Consider the following 17,315-nt stretch of genomic DNA (forward strand, 5'->3'; position numbering starts at 1 on the left):
GAGCCTAACCATTGCGGATCAGGAGGACTGCGCCGCCTGGTAGAGGTTCTGCGCGTCGGCGCCGAAGTACGGGCCGTACATGCGGTTGGGCAGGAAGTTGTACTTGAAGCTGTTCACCGAGGACTGCAGTCCGGTGCCGGTCGTCTCGTCGAACTTCGTGAACCACGGGCCTCCGCTGGAGCCGCCGGTCATGTCGCAGCCCATGCCATGGTCGTTGGAGAGCAGGAAGTCCCGGTTGGTCGTGCCGGAGCAGTAGATGAACCTCTGCCCGTCGTAGGGGGCGGCGGCCGGGAACCCGAAGGCGTACATGCGCAGGTTGTAGCCGGTGTTGAAGGCCAGCCCCTGCCCGCCGACGACGTCCGTGAGCCGCTGTCCGTCCAGCGGGGCCACGACCGCCGCGCCGACGTCGTAGTTGATGTCCTCGCTCGCCGTCCACTGCGGGGTGGACAGCGTCTTCGTCGCCGTCCAGCGGCCGTGCGGGGCCTGTCCGTCGTGGTAGCCGGGCACGAAGACCCAGTCGGTGTGCCAGGCGCCCTCCAGCTTCACGCAGTGGCCGGCCGTGATGACCGTGCTCTTGTTGGCGCTGGTGACCGCGTTGCCGGAGCAGGACGCCGTACGGCCCTGGTAGGTGAAGAAGACGCGGCCCGCCGTGTTGACGACGGCGCCGCCGCCGGTCCACGCGCCGCCGCCGTTCGGGAAGGCGGCGGGGCCGACGTCCGCCGTCCCGGCGGTGGGGGCGGTGGGCGCGACGGTGGCCGGGCGGCCCGCGCGCGGTGCGGCGTCCGTCGAGCGGGCGTCCGCGTCGAGGAGGTCGAGCGGGACCGCCGAGCGCATCCGCTCCGGGGTCCAGAAGTCGCGGGCCTGCTGCTGTGCCGAGGCCGGCACGGAGTGGACGCGGGCGGGGGAGGGGCCGGGCTCGGGGGCGGCGCCGGCCGGGGTGGCGAGGGTGCCGGCGGTGAACAGCGCGGTGACGCCGATCAGGACGCCGAGGGCGGGGCGGGGTATCCGACGGGTGCGGGGTGTGCCTCTCACGCGTACTCCTTCTGCGATGGGGGGCCCGGACGGCCCCGGGGGGCCGTCCGGCTGCGACAGTCGGTGCGATTGCGGAGTGCGGAACCGGGTGCAGCGTGCCAACCCGAACGCCGTTTTGGAAGGGTGCATGCCAAACCAGTTCGCGCGCCCCGCCGTACGCGCCCCCTCGTGTCCCCTGTTCACGAGGGGGCCGCGCACCTCCCGTCGGCACACCCCGGCGGGTGGTACGTCCACCCCGCCCGCCGGTCGTACACCCATCCGTCGCCGCGTCGCGGTGCTTGGCCGCCCCGGCTCTTCGTGCCGCGCCACGCGGCGGCAGCGAGCACGGCCCCCCGGGCGAGCCGCGCCCCGGACGGGGTGCTCAGCCGGTGCGCGAGCGGCCGGTACTTCCGCAGGGCCCACAGGGTGACGACCCAGGCGTCGGCGCCCCGGTAGACCTGCCCGGCGTCGCCGACCACCGTGATCTCCTCGAAGGTGCCGGCGTGGTCGAGGCCGGGGAAGCGCCGGCAGGCCTCGGCGGACCCGGCGGGCACCAGCTCCAGCGGCACCCACTGCGGCTGCCGTACGAGCCAGTCGCGGAGGAAGGTGCACAGGGAGCACTCGGCGTCGTAGAGGACGGTGAGCGCGCGGACCGGAATCCTGGCCGCCCGGGCGGCCGTCTCGGCGGTCATGCCGGGCCCCGCCGCTCAGGCCTCGGCCGTGGGGGCGACCCAGCCCTGCGGCGCGACCGGCGGCAGCTGCTCGCGCTCCATCACACCGCGCCGCCGGATCTTGTTGAGGACGTAGACGTTGGCCAGGTGCATCACACCGAGGACCAGCAGGACCACACCGAGCTTGGTCGACAGGGCCTCGAAGATGCCGCGGGTGTCGACGACGGTGTCGTCGTCGCTCAGATACAGCGCGACGAAGCCGAGGTTGACGAGGTAGAAGCCGACCACCAGCAGGTGGTTCACGGCGTCCGCGAGCTTCTCGTTGCCGTGCAGGACGTCGGCGAGGAAGATGCGGCCGTTGCGGCTGAGCGTACGGGCCACCCAGATGGTCAGCCCGATGCTGACGACCAGGTAGATGACATAGGCGATGACCGTGCGGTCCATGGCCCGGCCCCCTTCTTGAACGTGTTCAACTCGCTGTCGTGGATGACAGTAGACCTGTGTTTGAACACGTTCAACTCGACGGCGTGAGGCGTGCGTCACGCCGTCAGGGGGCCTCCGTCGTCAGGGCCTTCGGCCCAGCTCCGGGCGCTTGGTGTAGTCCGTGAGGCCGATGACGTTCCCCCAGGGGTCGGCGATCTCCACGGTCCAGCCGGTGGCGGTCGAGAACGGCTCGTCCAGCGGCTGCGTCCCCGCGTCCCGCAGGATCCGCGCCGCCGCCCGCGCGTCCGGCACCTCCAGCCACACGCGCGCGGACGGCCACGGCGGGGTGCGGTGCCCGAAGCCGTCCTCGTGCCGCAGCAGGATGCCCGGCGTCTCGCCCCCCACCTTCAGCAGCGCGATCCCGGCCTCGTCGAGCCGGAACCCGACGGTGAACCCGGCCCGTTCGTAGAACCCGACGGCCTCGGCGATGTCGCCGACCGGCAGCAGTACGTTGTCGAACCCGAGCAGCTCGTAGGACTCGTCATCTGACATGGCGTCAGAATAAGGGGATGATCCACGGGATCCGGTGATTGTCGGTGCCGGTGCGTACGGTCGGAGGCATCGTGCGACCCTGAGCCGGCTGTAGCGGCACCTCCCTCCGCCGTGTGGACGCCCGCCCTCCATACTGAACAGCGCTCAAAAGGTGTTGGAGGGGACGGGCTTGGTGCGACGGGTGCTGGCGGTGCACTTCACGCCGTGCGCGCTGTTCGTCGCCGGAGTGCTGGCGCTGCTGCGGGCGGGCAGCTTCACCGGCCACAGCGACTGGGGGGCCGTCTGCCCTCGCCGCCCCGCCGACGTGCTCGGCACGATCACCGCGATCACGCTCGGCGCGACCTGCCTGGCCCTCCTCCTCCAGCCCTTCCAGGTCCGCGCGGTCCGCGTACTGGAGGGCTACTGGGACCGCTGGCCCCTCACCGCCTGGCTCGCGGGACTGCTGGCCCACGTGCAGCGCAGAAGGTGGCAGGCGCTGCGGCGACGCACGCACGGGCCGGTGGGCGGCGAACGGGGACTGCGGATACGGGCCGAAGCCCGCCGCCGCCTCGCCGCCCACCCTCCGGTCGACGCCCTGCTGCCCACCGCGCTCGGCAACGCCCTGCGCGCCGGGGAGGTCTCCGCGGGGGAGCGGTACGGTCTGACGACGCTGACCTCATGGCCCCGTATCGCGCTCCAGGTATCCGGCCGCATGGCCGAGGCGCTCGGGTCCGCCCGCGACATGCTCGACACCGCGGTGAACCTCTGCTGGGCCTTCCTGGCCCTCACGGCCGTCGGCGGCGCGGCACTGTACGACGAGCCGTCCGCCTGGTGGCTGTGCGGCGCCGGACTGCTTCTGGCCGCCGTCGCCTACAAGGGGGCGGTGACGGCTGCTCAGACGTACTCGGGCCTGATGCACCTCGTGTACGACCTGCATCGCTTCGACCTGCTGGAGGCGCTGCACTACCCGCTGCCCGCGGACGGCAGGAGCGAGGGGGCGCTGTTCTCACAGGTGTCCGACCTGTTCGCCGGGGTCCGGCGGCCCGAGAGCCCCTACAGCCATCCGGCCCGCCCGGGACGGACCGCTCGCGCCCAGGGCACGCACGGCGCCGACGGCCGACGAGAGCCGGGCCCTTAGAGGAGGTCCTCCTTGACGAGGGCGAGGATCTTCTCGCGATAGCGCAGGATCTCCTCCTCGGTGCCCAGCGCGAGCAGGTCCGGGGGCAGGAACCTGAAGGGGCACGCCGGGACATGCGGTACTCCGTCGGCTCCCGAACGTTCGATGTACGCCCGCACCGCCTCCGGCCCTTGCTCCAGAGCTGCGTCCAGGGCGGCGGAGCCGAAGCGCCGGACGTGTATCCGGAACTCGGCCTCGCACGAAAGGTGCCGGCAGGCGCTCCAGCCGGGGGGATGCCCCGGAAGAGTCAGTTCGTAGACGATCAACGCTTGCCTCCGTCCAGCGACTTGGTCTTCTCCCGGGGCGGCCCGTCCCGGCGGAACAGCCGGTGCACCCACCAGGCCTCGACGAACGCGCCCGCCAGTGCGAGTCCGGCCGCGATCCAGCGCCAGACGGCCTGGTCCCGGCCCGGTGGGGCCAGGGCGGTCGACACGGCGAGGATCAGCAGCAGCGTGCCGGTGTTGAAGACGATCGCGGCACGGTGATTGCGTCGGCGCCAGCGGCGGAAGTCCCTCTCCCTGCGCTCCTTCAGCCCCGCGCTCCGCCGCTGCTCGTCCTCGGTGTACCAGGCGTTGATCGTGTCCCGGTTGTACAGGTACTGCCGGGCGTCGGCACCGATCTGCATGCTCGCGATCAGCGCCATCGAAGCGGAGACCACGATCAGCAGGGTGAGCCCCGGCCACCGGAAGTCGCCGGCGTCCACGACGATGACACCGAGCAGGGTCAGCGATGCCCCGGCCAGCAGGGGCGCGGACACCGTCTGCAGGGCGACCGAGGCTTCCGCGTAGCCGAGCGGAACCGGCACCGGCGGTCCTACGAGCGGCTCATCGCTCTTCTCCATCAACCGTCCCCCATCCGGGCAATGTGCCCGAAGTGTGGCAGCCGGAAGAAGTCATTCGGTAGAGGTCGGAACCAGACAGAAACGCCAGAGGGCCCCGTTCCCGGTGAGGCGGGAGCGGGGCCCTGAGGCCGGTGTGCGGCGTGATCAGTAGCGGCGGGTGATCAGGGCCCTCTTGACCTCGGCGATCGCCTTCGTGACCTCGATACCGCGCGGGCAGGCGTCCGTGCAGTTGAAGGTCGTGCGGCAGCGCCAGACGCCGTCCTTGTCGTTCAGGATCTCCAGGCGCTGCTCGCCGGCCTCGTCACGCGAGTCGAAGATGAAGCGGTGTGCGTTGACGATGGCCGCCGGGCCGAAGTACTGGCCGTCGTTCCAGAAGACCGGGCACGAGGAGGTGCAGGCCGCGCAGAGGATGCACTTCGTGGTGTCGTCGAAGCGCTCGCGGTCCTCCGCCGACTGCAGACGCTCGCGCGTGGGCTCGTTCGTGTCCTTCGTGATGAGGAAGGGCATGACGTCCCGGTACGCCTGGAAGAACGGCTCCATGTCGACCACGAGGTCCTTCAGGACCGTCAGGCCCTTGATGGGCTCGACCGTGATCGGCTTCTCGGGGTTGATGTCCTTGATCAGCGTCTTGCAGGCGAGGCGGTTCTTGCCGTTGATCCGCATCGCGTCCGAGCCGCAGATGCCGTGGGCGCACGAGCGGCGGAACGTCAGCGTGCCGTCCAGCTCCCACTTGATCTTGTGGAGGCCGTCGAGGACGCGCTCCTTGGGGTCGATCTCCAGCTGGAAGTCTTCCCACACCGCCTCGGCCGCGACCTCCGGGTTGAAGCGGCGGACCCGGAACGTGACCGTGATGTAGGGGGAGGCCTCGGACTGCGCCTCGGCCTTGTCCAGTACGGGGGTTGCCATCAGTACTTACGCTCCATCGGCTGGTAGCGGGTCTGGACGACCGGCTTGTAGTCGAGACGAATGGACTCCGTGCCGTCGTCGCCCACCTCGCGGTACGCCATGGTGTGGCGCATGAAGTTGACGTCGTCGCGGTTCGGGTAGTCCTCGCGGTAGTGACCGCCGCGGGACTCCTTGCGGGCCAGCGCGGAGACCGCCATGACCTCGGCCAGGTCGAGCAGGTTGCCCAGCTCGATGGCCTCCAGCAGGTCCGTGTTGAACCGCTTGCCCTTGTCCTGGATCGAGACGTTCTTGTAGCGCTCGCGCAGCTCCGCGATCTTCTCGACCGCCGTCTTGATGGTCTGCTCCGTGCGGAACACCATGACGTTGGCGTCCATGGTCTCCTGCAGCTCCCTGCGGATGGTGGCCACCCGCTCGGTGCCGGTGGAGGTGCGCAGCCGCTCGACCTGCTCGAGCACCAGCTCGGCCGGGTTCTCCGGCAGCTCGACGAAGTCGGCCTTCTGGGAGTACTCGGCGGCGGCGATGCCCGCCCGCTTGCCGAACACGTTGATGTCCAGCAGCGAGTTGGTGCCGAGGCGGTTGGCGCCGTGCACGGACACGCAGGCGACCTCGCCGGCGGCGTACAGGCCCGGGACGACGGTGGTGTTGTCCGCCAGGACCTCACCCTCGACGTTGGTCGGGATGCCGCCCATGGCGTAGTGCGCGGTCGGCTGGATCGGGATCGGGTCCGTGTAGGGCTCGATGCCGAGGTAGGTCCGCGCGAACTCCGTGATGTCCGGGAGCTTGGCGTCCAGCTGCTCCGGCGGGAGGTGCGTGAGGTCCAGGTAGACGTGGTCGCCCTCGGGACCGCAGCCGCGGCCCTCGCGGATCTCCGTGTAGATGGAGCGCGAGACGACGTCACGCGAGGCGAGGTCCTTCATGACCGGCGCGTACTTCTCCATGAAGCGCTCGCCGTCCTTGTTGCGGAGGATGCCGCCCTCACCGCGGGCGCCCTCCGTCAGCAGGATGCCCATGCGCCAGATGCCGGTCGGGTGGAACTGGAAGAACTCCATGTCCTCCAGCGGCAGACCGCGCCGGTACACGGCGGCCTGGCCGTCACCGGTCAGGGTGTGCGCGTTGGACGTCACCTTGAAGAACTTGCCGGTGCCGCCGGACGCGTAGATGACGGCCTTCGCCTGGAAGACGTGGATCTCGCCGGTGGCCAGCTCGTAGGCGACCACACCGGCCGACTTCTTGACGCCGTCGACCTCGGTGATCAGCTGGTCCAGGACGTAGAACTCGTTGTAGAACTCCACGCCGTGCTTGACGCAGTTCTGGTACAGCGTCTGGAGGATCATGTGGCCGGTGCGGTCCGCGGCGTAGCAGGACCGGCGGACCGGGGCCTCGCCGTGGTTGCGGCTGTGACCGCCGAAGCGGCGCTGGTCGATGGTGCCGTTCGGGGTGCGGTTGAACGGCAGGCCCATCTTCTCCAGGTCGAGGACGGAGTCGATGGCCTCCTTCGCCAGGATCTCGGCGGCGTCCTGGTCGACCAGGTAGTCACCGCCCTTGACCGTGTCGAAGGTGTGCCACTCCCAGTTGTCCTCCTCCACGTTGGCGAGCGCGGCGGCCATGCCGCCCTGCGCGGCGCCCGTGTGGGAGCGGGTGGGGTACAGCTTGGTCAGCACGGCGGTGCGGCTGCGCTTCGTCGACTCGATGGCCGCGCGCATACCCGCGCCACCGGCGCCGACGATGACGGTGTCGTACTTGTGGATCTTCATGGTCGGTTACCTCAGCCCCGTGCCTAGCGGATGTTCGGGTCGAAGGTGAAGATCACCAGCGTGCCCAGCAGGATGGTGAACACCGTGGCGGTGTAGAGCAGGCCCTTCAGCCACAGCCGGGTGTTGGCGCGCTCCGCGTAGTCGTTGATGACCGTGCGCAGACCGTTGGCGCCGTGGAGCATCGCGAGCCAGAGCATCAGCAGGTCCCAGACCTGCCAGAACGGCGAGGCCCAGCGGCCGGCCACGAAGGCGAAGCCGATCTTCGAGACGCCGCCGTCCAGGACCAGCTGGATCAGCAGGTGGCCGATGACGAGGACGACCAGCACGACGCCGGACAGGCGCATGAACAGCCACGCGGCCAGCTCGAAGTTGCCCCGGGTGGACCGGGGCGTCTTCTTGGTCCGCTTGCGCGGGGCCTCGATGAGCGGGGCCGGGTTGTCGACGTTGTAGAGCGAGTCACCCTCGACCGGGCCGATCCCGGAAGCGGTGGTTTCAGTCGTGGACATGTGCGTCAGCTCCCGAACAGTTCACGAGCGGCGTGGCCGAGGACGGGGTAGATCGCCCCGAGCATGAGCACGAGCCACAGACCGACGACGGACCAGAGCATCTGCTTCTGGTAGCGCGGGCCCTTCGACCAGAAGTCGACGGCGATGACGCGCAGGCCGTTGAGCGCGTGGAACAGGATGGCGGCGACGAGGCCGTACTCCAGCAGCGCGACGATCGGCGTCTTGTAGGTGGCTACGACCTTGTCGTAGTCCTCGGGGGAGACACGGACGAGAGCGGTGTCCAGCACATGAACGAACAGGAAGAAGAAGATGAGGACGCCGGTGACTCGGTGAGCCACCCAGGACCACATTCCTTCCCGGCCGCGGTACAGCGTTCCAGCCGGCACGGAAGTCCCTCCGGGAGCGGGGTATCGGGGCCTGCCGGCTTGTGCTGTCGGTCGGGCCCGGCCGGGTACGGTCCACCGGCCCCCAGCATCGTAGCGACGGTTGCCTGCGGCGCTTACGCCGGGCCTGTTGGTGTGATCAAACTGGCACGCGGATGGTCCATTCGCGCGGCTGGGGGCGGAATGCCCGGGTCAGGCGAGATGGCCGATCAGCCGGCCCTTCGCGAGCCGCCGTAGTTCCTCGGCCGCGAGGACCCTTTCTTCCTCAGGATCGTTTGCCAATCGTGACCGGATGCCTGCCAAAACATGGTCCAGGCTCTCGGTGCCCGACAGGCCGTCCAGGCAGATAATGAACCCATGCCCGAATTTGGCCTCATATGCGGCGTACGCGGCACTCAGTGCGGTGTGCGCCGCCGCGTACACGTCCTCCGGCAGCGACGGCAGCCCTTCCGCCGCCAGCGCCCGCGCCAGCTCCGCCGGCGTCAGGTCGTACGCGGCCTCGTCGCAGGCGGCCAGCAGTGCGCCGAGGTCGGGGTAGGGGCGGTGGTCCGTCACCCGTTCGGCCCAACGGACGCTGTGCAGGCAGGTCAGAAGGACGGCCCGGGCCTCGCGCGGGGGAGCGGCGTTGAACGGGTCCAGCCCGCCCGGAGGCGCTGTGCGGCTCTGCTCGGGCAGTGCGGGTATGGCCACTCGGCCAGGAAGATGTGTGGGCGTCACGTGGGTTTCGGCAGGGGAATTCGGGAGAGGAGTGGCGCCACGCTACCGACTGTGGACGTGAGGTGTCCGACCGATGCCCGAATTTCAGCCGAACGGGAGAGTTTCAGAACGTGTGCTGGACGGCTGACGATGCGCACAGGCCCTAGGTTGGCGCCGTGAGCCAGCACAAGCACAGGCGCCGGGCACCGGCGAAGAAGGCCCTGAAGCAGACGTGGGTGCTGATCGTCGCGGTGGTCCTCGTGACGGTCGGCGCGGGAGTGGGCCTCGGCCTCCTGGCGAGCGGCGGTGACGGCGACTCGGCCGGATCCGGTCCCCGCGGGTCGGCCCCGGGCGCCTCCGAGGGCCTCTCCGGCACCGACGGCGCCACCCCGTCGCCCACCCGGACCTACCCGCTCTCCAAGGCGCCCTCGACCATCCCCGCCGTGCGGTCCCACACCGCCGCGCGCGGCCCCGGCTGGCAGCCCGCCGACAAGCACCGGGTCGTCGTCAGCGACGACGAGCTCGCCGACGAGGGCCGGCTCCTCGCGGGCGAGCTGGACCTGACGTACGCGGGCCGCAAGGACGACGTCCGCGCCGGCGACGTACGGCTGTCGCTCAACGACGACGAGGGAGCGAACCCGGAGTCGTACACGATGACCGTCCGCGACGGGCGTGTCGTCATCAGCGGGCCCGCCGAGGCCGGCGTCTTCTACGGCACCCGGACGCTGAAGCAGGAGGTGCACGGCGGCGGCACCGCGCCCGAGGGCGTCGTCCGTGACGAGCCGGCCAAGCCGGTGCGCGGATTCATGCTCGACATCGCCCGCAAGCACTTCACCGCGGACTGGATCGAGGACCGGGTGCGGGAGCTGGGCGACCTGAAGTACAACCAGCTCGGTCTGCACTTCTCCGACGACCAGGCGTTCCGTATCGAGTCCTCCTCGCACCCGGAGATCGTGTCGAAGGAGCACCTCACCAAGGCGCAGGTCCGCGCCATCGTGAAGCTGGCCGAGAGCCGGCACATCACCGTCGTCCCGGAGATCGACTCGCCCGGGCACCTCGGGGCCGTCATCGCCGCCCACCCCGACCTGCAGCTGCGCAATGTGAACGGCGTGCCGACGCGTGGCGCCATCGACATCTCCAAGCCCGCCGCCGCCGAGATCGTGGACGACCTGCTGAACGAGTACGCCGGGCTCTTCCCCGGGGACCAGTGGCACCTCGGCGGCGACGAGTACCAGGCGCTGGTCGTCTCCAATCCCGAGGCCTCCTATCCGCAGCTGGCCCGCGCCGCCCGCGAGGCCTTCGGCTCCGGCGCAGGCGTCGCCGACCTCGCCACCGGCTGGGTCAACGACCGCGCCGACACCGTCCGCGCCCACGACCGCACGCCCCGCGCCTGGAACGACGGGTTCTTCCGGGACACGAAGGTGCAGGCCGACAAGGACATCCAGGTGGCGTACTGGACCGGCAAGGAGATCGGGGCCCGCACCCCCGAGGAGTATCTGAGCGCCGGCCGGAAGGTCATCAACTACAACGACGAGTTCCTCTACTACGTGCTCGGGGAGCCGCAGACCTTCGTCTACCCGACCGGCGAGCGGATCTACGAGCAGTGGACACCGCGCGTGCTGCGCGGGACCACCGCCGTCCCCGCCAAGTACGACGGCCAGATCCTCGGCGCCTCCTTCGCGGTCTGGTGCGACATCGCGAACGCCCAGACCCAGGCGCAGGTGGCGGCCGGCATCCGGATGCCGCTGCGGGCGATGATGCAGAAGACCTGGGACCCGGGCGAGCCGGACCTGTCCTGGACCAAGTTCAAGGCCCTCGCGGACGAACTGGACCGCCCCGCCGATTGACCCGAACGCCTGCGCACCCCCGTACGAATGTGGTGTATTCGGCCCGAGCCGACACCGATCACCGGGGGGACACCGGATGGGCTACTGGGGCTACTTCGTCGTGGGCCGCGGGGAGCGGCCGCTGGCGGAAGGGGAGGCGCTGGCCGGCGCCGAGGGGATGACACTGCGCGGACGGGCGCCGGACGGCTGGCAGGTGTGGGAGTACCCGGGCGGGGACGACCGGATCGCGAGCATGAACGACCTGGCGGCCGAGACCGGGGCGCCCGCGCTGTTCGGCTATGTGATGGACAGCGCCGGCGTCGTCGTGGAGGCGGCCGCCCCGGACAGCGGGGCCTGGACCACCTGCCTCAACCGGGCCGCGACCGCCCGCCACCTCGGCGCCGGGGAGGACGGGCTCTCCCTGGAGGACTACTTCCTCGAACCGGCCGACGCCGCGGAGCGGGCCGTCGCCTGGGCCGCCGAGGCCGGGCACGAGGTGAACGCCGAGGCAGTGCTGGACGTACTCACCGCCGAAGCGGACTCCTTGGCCGAAAACCTCTTCTTCCGGCTGCTCGATCGGCTGGGTGTGGTCCCGCTGTGACACTCCGGGGCCGTCGCACGCAGTAAGGGGAAGTGCGGGCTCCGTGAGAAAGGAGCCCGGCTGGGGCCTGTGCGGGGGCCCCGCACCCTCGGAGATGACCCGCTTAGGGAGGCGTGGATGAGCCTGGTGGAAATGATCGCTCAGGCCGACGAACGCGGACTGGCCGCCAGCGGGTTGGCTTGTTTGGATCGGTGCGTGCCGCTGCTCGGCGGTGACGACGAGGTGCTGCGGCCCCTGTGGGCCAACCTCGCGGCCGACGGCGACCCGGCCGCCTGGGGCACCCTCCTCGACCAGGTCCGCGCCAAGCTGGGCGTCGCCGATGTCGTGGACGACGAGGACATCGAGGACGAGGCCGCGCTGCTGGCCCGGCGCATGCTCGCCGCAGCCCCCGCCGTCCGCTCCGCCGCCGAGGCCCGCACCTGGGCCGACGGCTGCTCGGTGGCGTCCCTGCAGATCCACCGGCTCCTCGATCCCGCGCAGGAGGACGGCGCGGCCGTGCCGTCCGGGGCGCTGGAGACCGTGCGCGCCGCCGACGCCTCCGACGCACGCCCCGAGGGCGTCTCGCCGCTCGTCGTCGCCGAACTGCGCCGCCAGATCAGCGTCCTGGAGATCCTCGACAGCCACGGGGCGGGCGGGGTGCGCCGGGCGCTGGAGGTGTCGACGGAGGGCCGGCGCGTGCTCCGGGCGGTCGTGTCGCGCCGGGCCCGCGGAAGGGGCTGAACCCTCGATTCCGGGCACCCGACCGGCCCAAACCCCGTTCCTGAGAGAGTCCTGTGCCCGTCGTGGGAGTGCCGTGCGGCGGTCCTGCACGGGTCCGGGAAAGCCGCCGGAACGGCGTGACGGATCGCCGTCGGGCCACGCTCTCCAGGGTGTGACGACTCAGCAGGAGACCAGGCCCGCGGCGGCGACCAAGCCGGTCCGGTGGGCGACGGACGCGGTGGCGACGATGCGCGAGGGGGCGCGGCTGCGCCTGGACTACTCCGAGCAGAGTCTGTGGCGGGTCGACCGCATGATCGAGGGACTGCGCCGCGAGGGGACCCCGCCGGCCGCCGCCGCCCATGTGCTGCGCGGACTCGGCGCCTACGCGGGGGAGGTGATCGCCCGCCGGACCGGGGCCGAGTGGTGGTCGACCGGCGGCGACCACTGGGTCCGTACGCCCGACGGGCGCCTGTGGGACCCGATCGACGAGGCCCGCCGGTGCTTCGCGGGCGACGGGTCGCTGCGTCTGCTGTGCCGGGACGCGACGAGCGGGACACGCCGCTGACCCGGCGGTGCGGGGCGCCGTCCGGCGCCCCGCACCCCTCGCTCACGGGGTGAGCGTCTGCCCCAGGTGGGCGCCGGACGGCGTGCCCAGCGGGGTCCGGCTGAGGATGGCGGTGCTGCCGAAGCCGAGGCCCGCGCTGCCGCTCGGGACGTACATGACGATGCCGTTGCCGGCGTCCTCGCCCTCCACGCCCATGACCAGATCGGCCCGGCCGTACCCGGAGAAGTCCGTCAGCGACACCGAGGAACCGGCCGTGTCACCGGACTCGGAGACGCCAGGCACCCCGGACGTGTCCTGCGAGAACGCGATCGAACCGGCCCCGGTCAGACCGGACGCGGTGCCCTTGAGCAGCACCGACATACCGGCGTTGGACCGGTTGCCGTCGCGGCTGATGTCCTCGCCGGGCAGACCGACCAGGGCGTCCGCGTAGCCGTCGGCGTTCTGGTCGCCGACCGACACCGAGCCGCCGAAGGCGTCACCGGCCTCGTTGGAGCCGGGGACGGACGCCGTGTTCTGGTGGATCACCTTCATGCCGGTCGTGGTGAACCCGGCGGACGTGCCGAACAGCATGGTCACCTGACCGCCGGTGGCCGCACCCGACTCGGCGACGTACGGCTGGCCGATGACCAGGTCGTCGTAGCCGTTGCCGTCCACGTCGCCGGACGCGACGGCCCGCCCGCCCTTGACGGAGAGGACGCCCACCTTGGTCAGGCCCGTCGCCGAACCGGCGAAGCGGACCACACGGCCGATGCCGCCGGCGTCACGGTAGTTGAGGGCGACGTCCGCGTAGCCGTCCCGGTTGAAGTCACCGGTCGCGGAGTCCAGGTAGGCGATGGCGCCGGTGGCCGAGGTGAGCGTGCCGGTGCTGGTCTTCCCGCCGGTCAGACGGGCGTTCCAGTTGCCGCCCTTGCCGGTGCCGGCCGCGAAGACGTCGGCCTTGCCGTCGCCGTCGAAGTCGCCGACCGCCACGGTCGAGCCGAGCTTGGCGCCGGTGGCCGTGACCGAGCCCGACGTCGTGTACGAGAAGCCGGAGTTCAGGGCCGGGCCGTAGAGGACGGTGACGGCGCCGCGGTCCGCGTGGCCGCTCGTGTCGTCCTCGCCGGGCGCGCCGATCGCGAGGTCCGCGTGGCCGTCGCCGTTGACGTCGCCCCACGCGGTGGAGGTGCCGAAGCCGTCACCGGACTCGTGGGAGCCGGGGACGCCGGTGCTGCTCTGGCTGAACGTCCGCCGGGCCGCCGCGACCGGGCCGTCGACGCCGCCCGGGACGACGGTGACGGTGCCGCCGCCGCTCTGCGCGCGGGGCGTGCCCGCGACCAGGTCTGCGAGGCCGTCACGGTCGGTGTCCGAGGTCGGCAGGGCGTGCGAGATGCCCGGGGTCGCGGCGAGCTGGGCGATCCGGGAGAGCTTCGGGTACAGGTTGGCGCCCGGGCAGGCCGTGGTGTTGGTGTCCCGGTGCCCGAGGACCCGGGGCAGCGTGACGGAGGCGCCCAGCGGGAACTTGTTGCCGCTGGACCCCTGCGGGACGCCGGACGTCAGAGCGACCTTGCCGGTCGGGTCGACGCCGTACATCCCGAACTTCCAGGCGACGACCCGGGCGATGGCGTCCAGGCCGGCCTTGCTCGGCTTGGCGCTCTCGAAGTTGCCGATGTACGAGATGCCGACCGTGTCCGTGTTGAACCCGGCGTCGTGCGCCCCGATGACCGGCAGGTCCATCCCGCCGCTGCGTCCCTCGAAGATCTGGCCGCAGCGGTCGACGACGAAGTTGTAGCCGATGTCGAAGTAGCCCTGGCTGAAGTGGGACTGCTGGATGGTGCGCAGCCGGGCCCGCGAGTCGGCGCAGGACACCGCGTTGTCGGTGTCGACGCCGGTGTGGTGGATGACGGCGGCCTTGATCGTCTCGCTGTAGGAGGGCGTGCCGTCGTAGTCCGTGGACGCGCCCCACTCGGCCTGCGTGATGATCGGGGGCTTCACGACCGTGGAGGGCCGGGGCTCGGGCGCGGTCGGCGTCGGCGACGGGGACGCGGTGTCGGTCGGCGTGTCCGTCGGCGTGTCCGTCGGGGCCGGGGCCTCGGTGGTCGGGGCCGGGTCGGTGGGATCGGCCGTCGTGGCGGGGTCCGTCGGCGTGTCCGTGGCGGGGTCCGTCGGGGTGTCCGTCGCCGGGTCCGGGGTCTCGTCGGCGGAGAACGCGGCCGGCCGGAGCGTGCCCTTCGGGTCCGTGCCCGGGTCGAGCAGCTTGACGTCCATGCCGGCCGGCTGGCCCTTGGCCTCGGTGCCGTCCGCGTTCACCACCCGCAGCTCGATGCCGTCGGAGTCACCGGTCCACACCGACTCCGTACCGCCGCGCAGGGCCGCCCGCTCGCCCTCCGCGCCGTCCGCCTGGCTCGGCTCCAGCGCGACCCGCCGCCACGGGGACCACTTGCCCGTCTCCAGGTCGCGGGTGCGCACCTCCGGGGTGCCCTTGGCCTCGGCCTCCGGGTCGTTCCACGTCAGCACGACCGCGCTGAAACGCTCGGTGCTCCGCCTCTCCAGACCCTTGCGCCCGGCGCCGCGGTCCTTGAGCTTGAGCGTGTGGATCGCGGGCTTGCGGGTCTCGCGCGCGCCGTCGGCCTTCGTCGACGGTTCGGCGATGGCGTAGGTGACCACGCCCGCCGCGCTCAACACCACGGCTCCCACGGTCAGCCACGCACGTCTCTTCAGACTGAGCGGCCTGTACGCATGAGTCTTACGAGGACTCAACTGTCCCACCCCTATGAGCAGTTTACGGATGCCACACCTGTCACTCGGGTGGCGATTACACACAGCGCAGACACAGCCCGAACCGTCACCCTCGACCCCGCGGAGAGGCCGGGCACGGCGACGGGGCCGGTCCGTCCGGACACGGCCCCGTCGGTCCGAGGCGGTGGATCAGCCCGCCCACACCTCGGCCTCGTCGGCCGGGACGGTGGTGGCCAGGCCCAGCTCCTTGCGGGACGCGACCGACTTGTTCGGGTCGATGCCGTCGAACGCCGGGTCGTAGGCGATGTAGAACGCGTCGGCGTCGGCGGCGCCCGCGGCCTTCTTCCAGTCGGCGGCGGCCTTCTCCAGGGTCGTGCGCAGCTTGGCGACCTCCGCGCCCTCGATGCCCTTCAGCCCGTCCACGTGCGTGGCGAGGGCGGCCGCGACGGCCTTGGCCTGCTTCTTGTAACCCGCGAGGTCGGCCTCGACGGTGTCCTTCTCGGACTGGTTCGCCCACAGGGCCTCGTAGACGGCGTTCGAGCCCTTCAGGAAGGTGGCCTGCTCGGGCTTGAGCGACTTGGACGTGTCCAGCGTGCCGCTGAACTTGCCCTTCTCCGAGGTGTAGGTGCAGCTCACGGCACGGTCGCCGGTCTCCCAGCTCTCCTTGGTGGGCGTGTAGTAGAAGAGCGAGACGCCCTTGGGGAGCGCCCAGGTGTCCGGGGAGTACTTCTGCGCCTCGACCGGGCACTGGTTGTCCGCGATCGTGGAGACGCCGTCGTCGCCCGGGTACTCCTTGCCCTTGTCGATCGAGAACTCGCCCACGACCTGGCCGACATGGGCCTCGTCGCAGGGCACGATCTCCACGGTGAAGGCGGTCCCCTCGGCCTTGCCGTTGGGGTTGTAGCAGTCACCGATGTCCAGGGAGAACACCGAGCGCTGACGGGCGACCTTCTTCGCACCGTCCTTGGCGCTGTCGACGGCGTCGGAGACACCCGAACAGCCCACCGCCCCGGCGGCGATCAGAGCGACGGCGACGGAGAGGCCGCGAAGGGAACGGCGAGGGGCCTGGGTAGCCATGACGTGTACATCCTCTTAATTGATCTTTACGGGGCGGGCGCACCGGGCCCCGAACGCGGGGCCGAGGGTGCACGGGCCCTCACTCGCGGCGTCTGACTCACGAGGTGCCGAGAGGGTTGTACCGGGCCGTGGACAGGACCGATACCGCCGTCACCAGTGACACTTCCGTGGCGCGGGGCGCTGTTGAGCGTGAAGGGGACGTGCGCAAGGGTGGGCGTACCGAAGCGGTACGGATCGCCACGAACCGGTACGGACGAGGACAGTTCTTGGCTCGAGGAGGGGAACCCCGGCGCGCGCTCGCGCACGACGGGGAACTGGGCGCGGCCGTCGCGCGGGCCCAGGAGGGCGACGAGGCCGCGTTCGCGGTCGCGTACCGGCTGGTGCAGCCGGGGCTGCTGGGCTATCTGCGCGGTCTGGTCGGCAACGACGCCGAGGACGTGGCGTCCGACGCCTGGCTGGAGATCGCCCGCGACCTCGGCCGGTTCTCCGGCGACGGCGCCGGCTTCCGCGGCTGGACCGCGACGATCGCCCGGCACCGCGCGCTGGACCACTTGCGCCGGCAGCGCGTACGGCCCCGGTCGTCCGTGCTGGAACAGGACGTCCTGGAACTGCCCGACCCGTCCAGCACACATGAGCGGGCGCTGGAGTCGATCTCCACGGAACAGGCTTTGCGGCTGGTCCGCGGACTGCCGAGGGACCAGGCCGAGGCGGTGCTGCTGCGGGTGGTCGTCGGACTCGACGGCCCGGCGGCGGCCCGGGTGCTCGGCAAGCGCCCGGGCGCGGTGCGCACCGCCGCGTACCGGGGACTGAAGCGGCTCGCCGACCAGCTCGGCGCGGCCGGTGTGACGGATGACGGCCCCGGGACGCTGGGGGAATCGACATGACCTGTGCGGGCGACGGCGGCCGGACGCCCGGCACGTGACATGCGTCGCG

Annotated in this window: 19 protein-coding genes; 6 read left to right on the plus strand and 13 right to left on the minus strand. The window is 71.2% G+C overall.

Features of this window, described 5'->3' with window-relative positions; translation table 11 throughout:
* Positions 1 to 18 precede the first annotated feature (18 nt).
* From DC008_RS21620 to DC008_RS21635, 4 genes are all read right to left on the minus strand, one after another.
* The gene (locus DC008_RS21620; RefSeq protein WP_244221394.1) at positions 19 to 1,032 is read right to left on the minus strand and encodes a trypsin-like serine peptidase; all 1,014 of its coding nucleotides are present in this window, start codon (positions 1,030 to 1,032) and stop codon (positions 19 to 21) included.
* A gap of 179 nt (positions 1,033 to 1,211) precedes the next feature.
* Entirely contained in the window at positions 1,212 to 1,703 is a 492-nt protein-coding gene (locus DC008_RS21625) for a thiol-disulfide oxidoreductase DCC family protein (protein ID WP_108708363.1), read from the minus strand.
* 15 nt (positions 1,704 to 1,718) lie between these two features.
* Positions 1,719 to 2,126 (minus strand): hypothetical protein, encoded by a 408-nt coding sequence (locus tag DC008_RS21630; protein ID WP_108708364.1) that lies wholly within the window; start codon positions 2,124 to 2,126, stop codon positions 1,719 to 1,721.
* A gap of 120 nt (positions 2,127 to 2,246) precedes the next feature.
* Positions 2,247 to 2,657 carry a VOC family protein gene (locus tag DC008_RS21635; RefSeq protein ID WP_108708365.1) on the minus strand — a complete coding sequence of 137 codons (411 nt, stop codon included), beginning with the start codon at positions 2,655 to 2,657 and terminating at the stop codon, positions 2,247 to 2,249.
* 172 nt (positions 2,658 to 2,829) lie between these two features.
* Here DC008_RS21635 and DC008_RS21640 point away from each other — a divergent pair, with 172 nt between their 5' ends.
* A complete protein-coding gene (locus DC008_RS21640; protein ID WP_244221505.1) occupies positions 2,830 to 3,774 on the plus strand; it encodes a hypothetical protein in 945 nt (314 codons plus the stop codon).
* Here the strand turns inward: DC008_RS21640 and DC008_RS21645 are convergent.
* The 7 genes from DC008_RS21645 to DC008_RS21675 form a co-directional block, all read right to left on the minus strand.
* Entirely contained in the window at positions 3,771 to 4,079 is a 309-nt protein-coding gene (locus DC008_RS21645) for a hypothetical protein (protein ID WP_108708366.1), read from the minus strand. The genes DC008_RS21640 and DC008_RS21645 overlap by 4 nt on opposite strands.
* A complete protein-coding gene (locus tag DC008_RS21650; RefSeq protein WP_108708367.1) occupies positions 4,076 to 4,654 on the minus strand; it encodes a hypothetical protein in 579 nt (192 codons plus the stop codon). The genes DC008_RS21645 and DC008_RS21650 overlap by 4 nt, the downstream gene beginning before the upstream one ends.
* Positions 4,655 to 4,798: 144 nt before the next feature.
* Positions 4,799 to 5,560: a succinate dehydrogenase iron-sulfur subunit gene (locus DC008_RS21655; protein WP_108708368.1), complete on the minus strand. Its 762-nt coding sequence runs from the start codon at positions 5,558 to 5,560 to the stop codon at positions 4,799 to 4,801.
* Positions 5,560 to 7,314 carry a succinate dehydrogenase flavoprotein subunit gene (gene sdhA, locus DC008_RS21660; RefSeq protein WP_108708369.1) on the minus strand — a complete coding sequence of 585 codons (1,755 nt, stop codon included), beginning with the start codon at positions 7,312 to 7,314 and terminating at the stop codon, positions 5,560 to 5,562. Before sdhA ends, DC008_RS21655 begins: the two co-directional genes overlap by 1 nt.
* A gap of 23 nt (positions 7,315 to 7,337) precedes the next feature.
* On the minus strand, positions 7,338 to 7,820 hold the full coding sequence (locus DC008_RS21665; protein WP_055621657.1) for a succinate dehydrogenase hydrophobic membrane anchor subunit: 483 nt from the start codon (positions 7,818 to 7,820) through the stop codon (positions 7,338 to 7,340).
* Between the two features lie 5 nt (positions 7,821 to 7,825).
* The gene (gene sdhC, locus DC008_RS21670; protein WP_078504082.1) at positions 7,826 to 8,206 is read right to left on the minus strand and encodes a succinate dehydrogenase, cytochrome b556 subunit; all 381 of its coding nucleotides are present in this window, start codon (positions 8,204 to 8,206) and stop codon (positions 7,826 to 7,828) included.
* Positions 8,207 to 8,395: 189 nt separating this feature from the next.
* Complete coding sequence (locus tag DC008_RS21675) at positions 8,396 to 8,920, minus strand: 2-oxo-4-hydroxy-4-carboxy-5-ureidoimidazoline decarboxylase (protein WP_108708370.1); 525 nt, start codon at positions 8,918 to 8,920, stop codon at positions 8,396 to 8,398.
* Positions 8,921 to 9,135: 215 nt separating this feature from the next.
* On the opposite strand from DC008_RS21675, the gene DC008_RS21680 reads away from it, so the two are divergent.
* The 4 genes from DC008_RS21680 (at position 9,136) to DC008_RS21695 (ending at position 12,590) form a co-directional block, all read left to right on the plus strand.
* The gene (locus DC008_RS21680; RefSeq protein ID WP_108710807.1) at positions 9,136 to 10,746 is read left to right on the plus strand and encodes a beta-N-acetylhexosaminidase; all 1,611 of its coding nucleotides are present in this window, start codon (positions 9,136 to 9,138) and stop codon (positions 10,744 to 10,746) included.
* 76 nt (positions 10,747 to 10,822) lie between these two features.
* Positions 10,823 to 11,326 (plus strand): hypothetical protein, encoded by a 504-nt coding sequence (locus tag DC008_RS21685; protein WP_108708371.1) that lies wholly within the window; start codon positions 10,823 to 10,825, stop codon positions 11,324 to 11,326.
* 117 nt (positions 11,327 to 11,443) lie between these two features.
* Positions 11,444 to 12,046, plus strand: coding sequence for a hypothetical protein (locus tag DC008_RS21690; protein WP_108708372.1), 603 nt, complete (start codon positions 11,444 to 11,446; stop codon positions 12,044 to 12,046).
* A gap of 151 nt (positions 12,047 to 12,197) precedes the next feature.
* Positions 12,198 to 12,590: a hypothetical protein gene (locus DC008_RS21695; protein WP_108708373.1), complete on the plus strand. Its 393-nt coding sequence runs from the start codon at positions 12,198 to 12,200 to the stop codon at positions 12,588 to 12,590.
* A 42-nt stretch (positions 12,591 to 12,632) separates the two neighbouring features.
* Here the strand turns inward: DC008_RS21695 and DC008_RS21700 are convergent, their stop codons facing one another.
* Complete coding sequence (locus DC008_RS21700; protein ID WP_208646123.1) at positions 12,633 to 15,251, minus strand: N-acetylmuramoyl-L-alanine amidase; 2,619 nt, start codon at positions 15,249 to 15,251, stop codon at positions 12,633 to 12,635.
* A 243-nt stretch (positions 15,252 to 15,494) separates the two neighbouring features.
* Entirely contained in the window at positions 15,495 to 16,382 is an 888-nt protein-coding gene (locus DC008_RS21705; RefSeq protein ID WP_108708375.1) for a septum formation family protein, read from the minus strand.
* Between the two features lie 266 nt (positions 16,383 to 16,648).
* Here DC008_RS21705 and DC008_RS21710 point away from each other — a divergent pair, with 266 nt between their 5' ends.
* Positions 16,649 to 17,266 carry an RNA polymerase sigma factor gene (locus DC008_RS21710; RefSeq protein WP_055621664.1) on the plus strand — a complete coding sequence of 206 codons (618 nt, stop codon included), beginning with the start codon at positions 16,649 to 16,651 and terminating at the stop codon, positions 17,264 to 17,266.
* The last annotated feature ends 49 nt before the right edge of the window (positions 17,267 to 17,315 follow it).

It is taken from the genome of Streptomyces nigra, assembly GCF_003074055.1.
Lineage (GTDB): Bacteria > Actinomycetota > Actinomycetes > Streptomycetales > Streptomycetaceae > Streptomyces > Streptomyces nigra.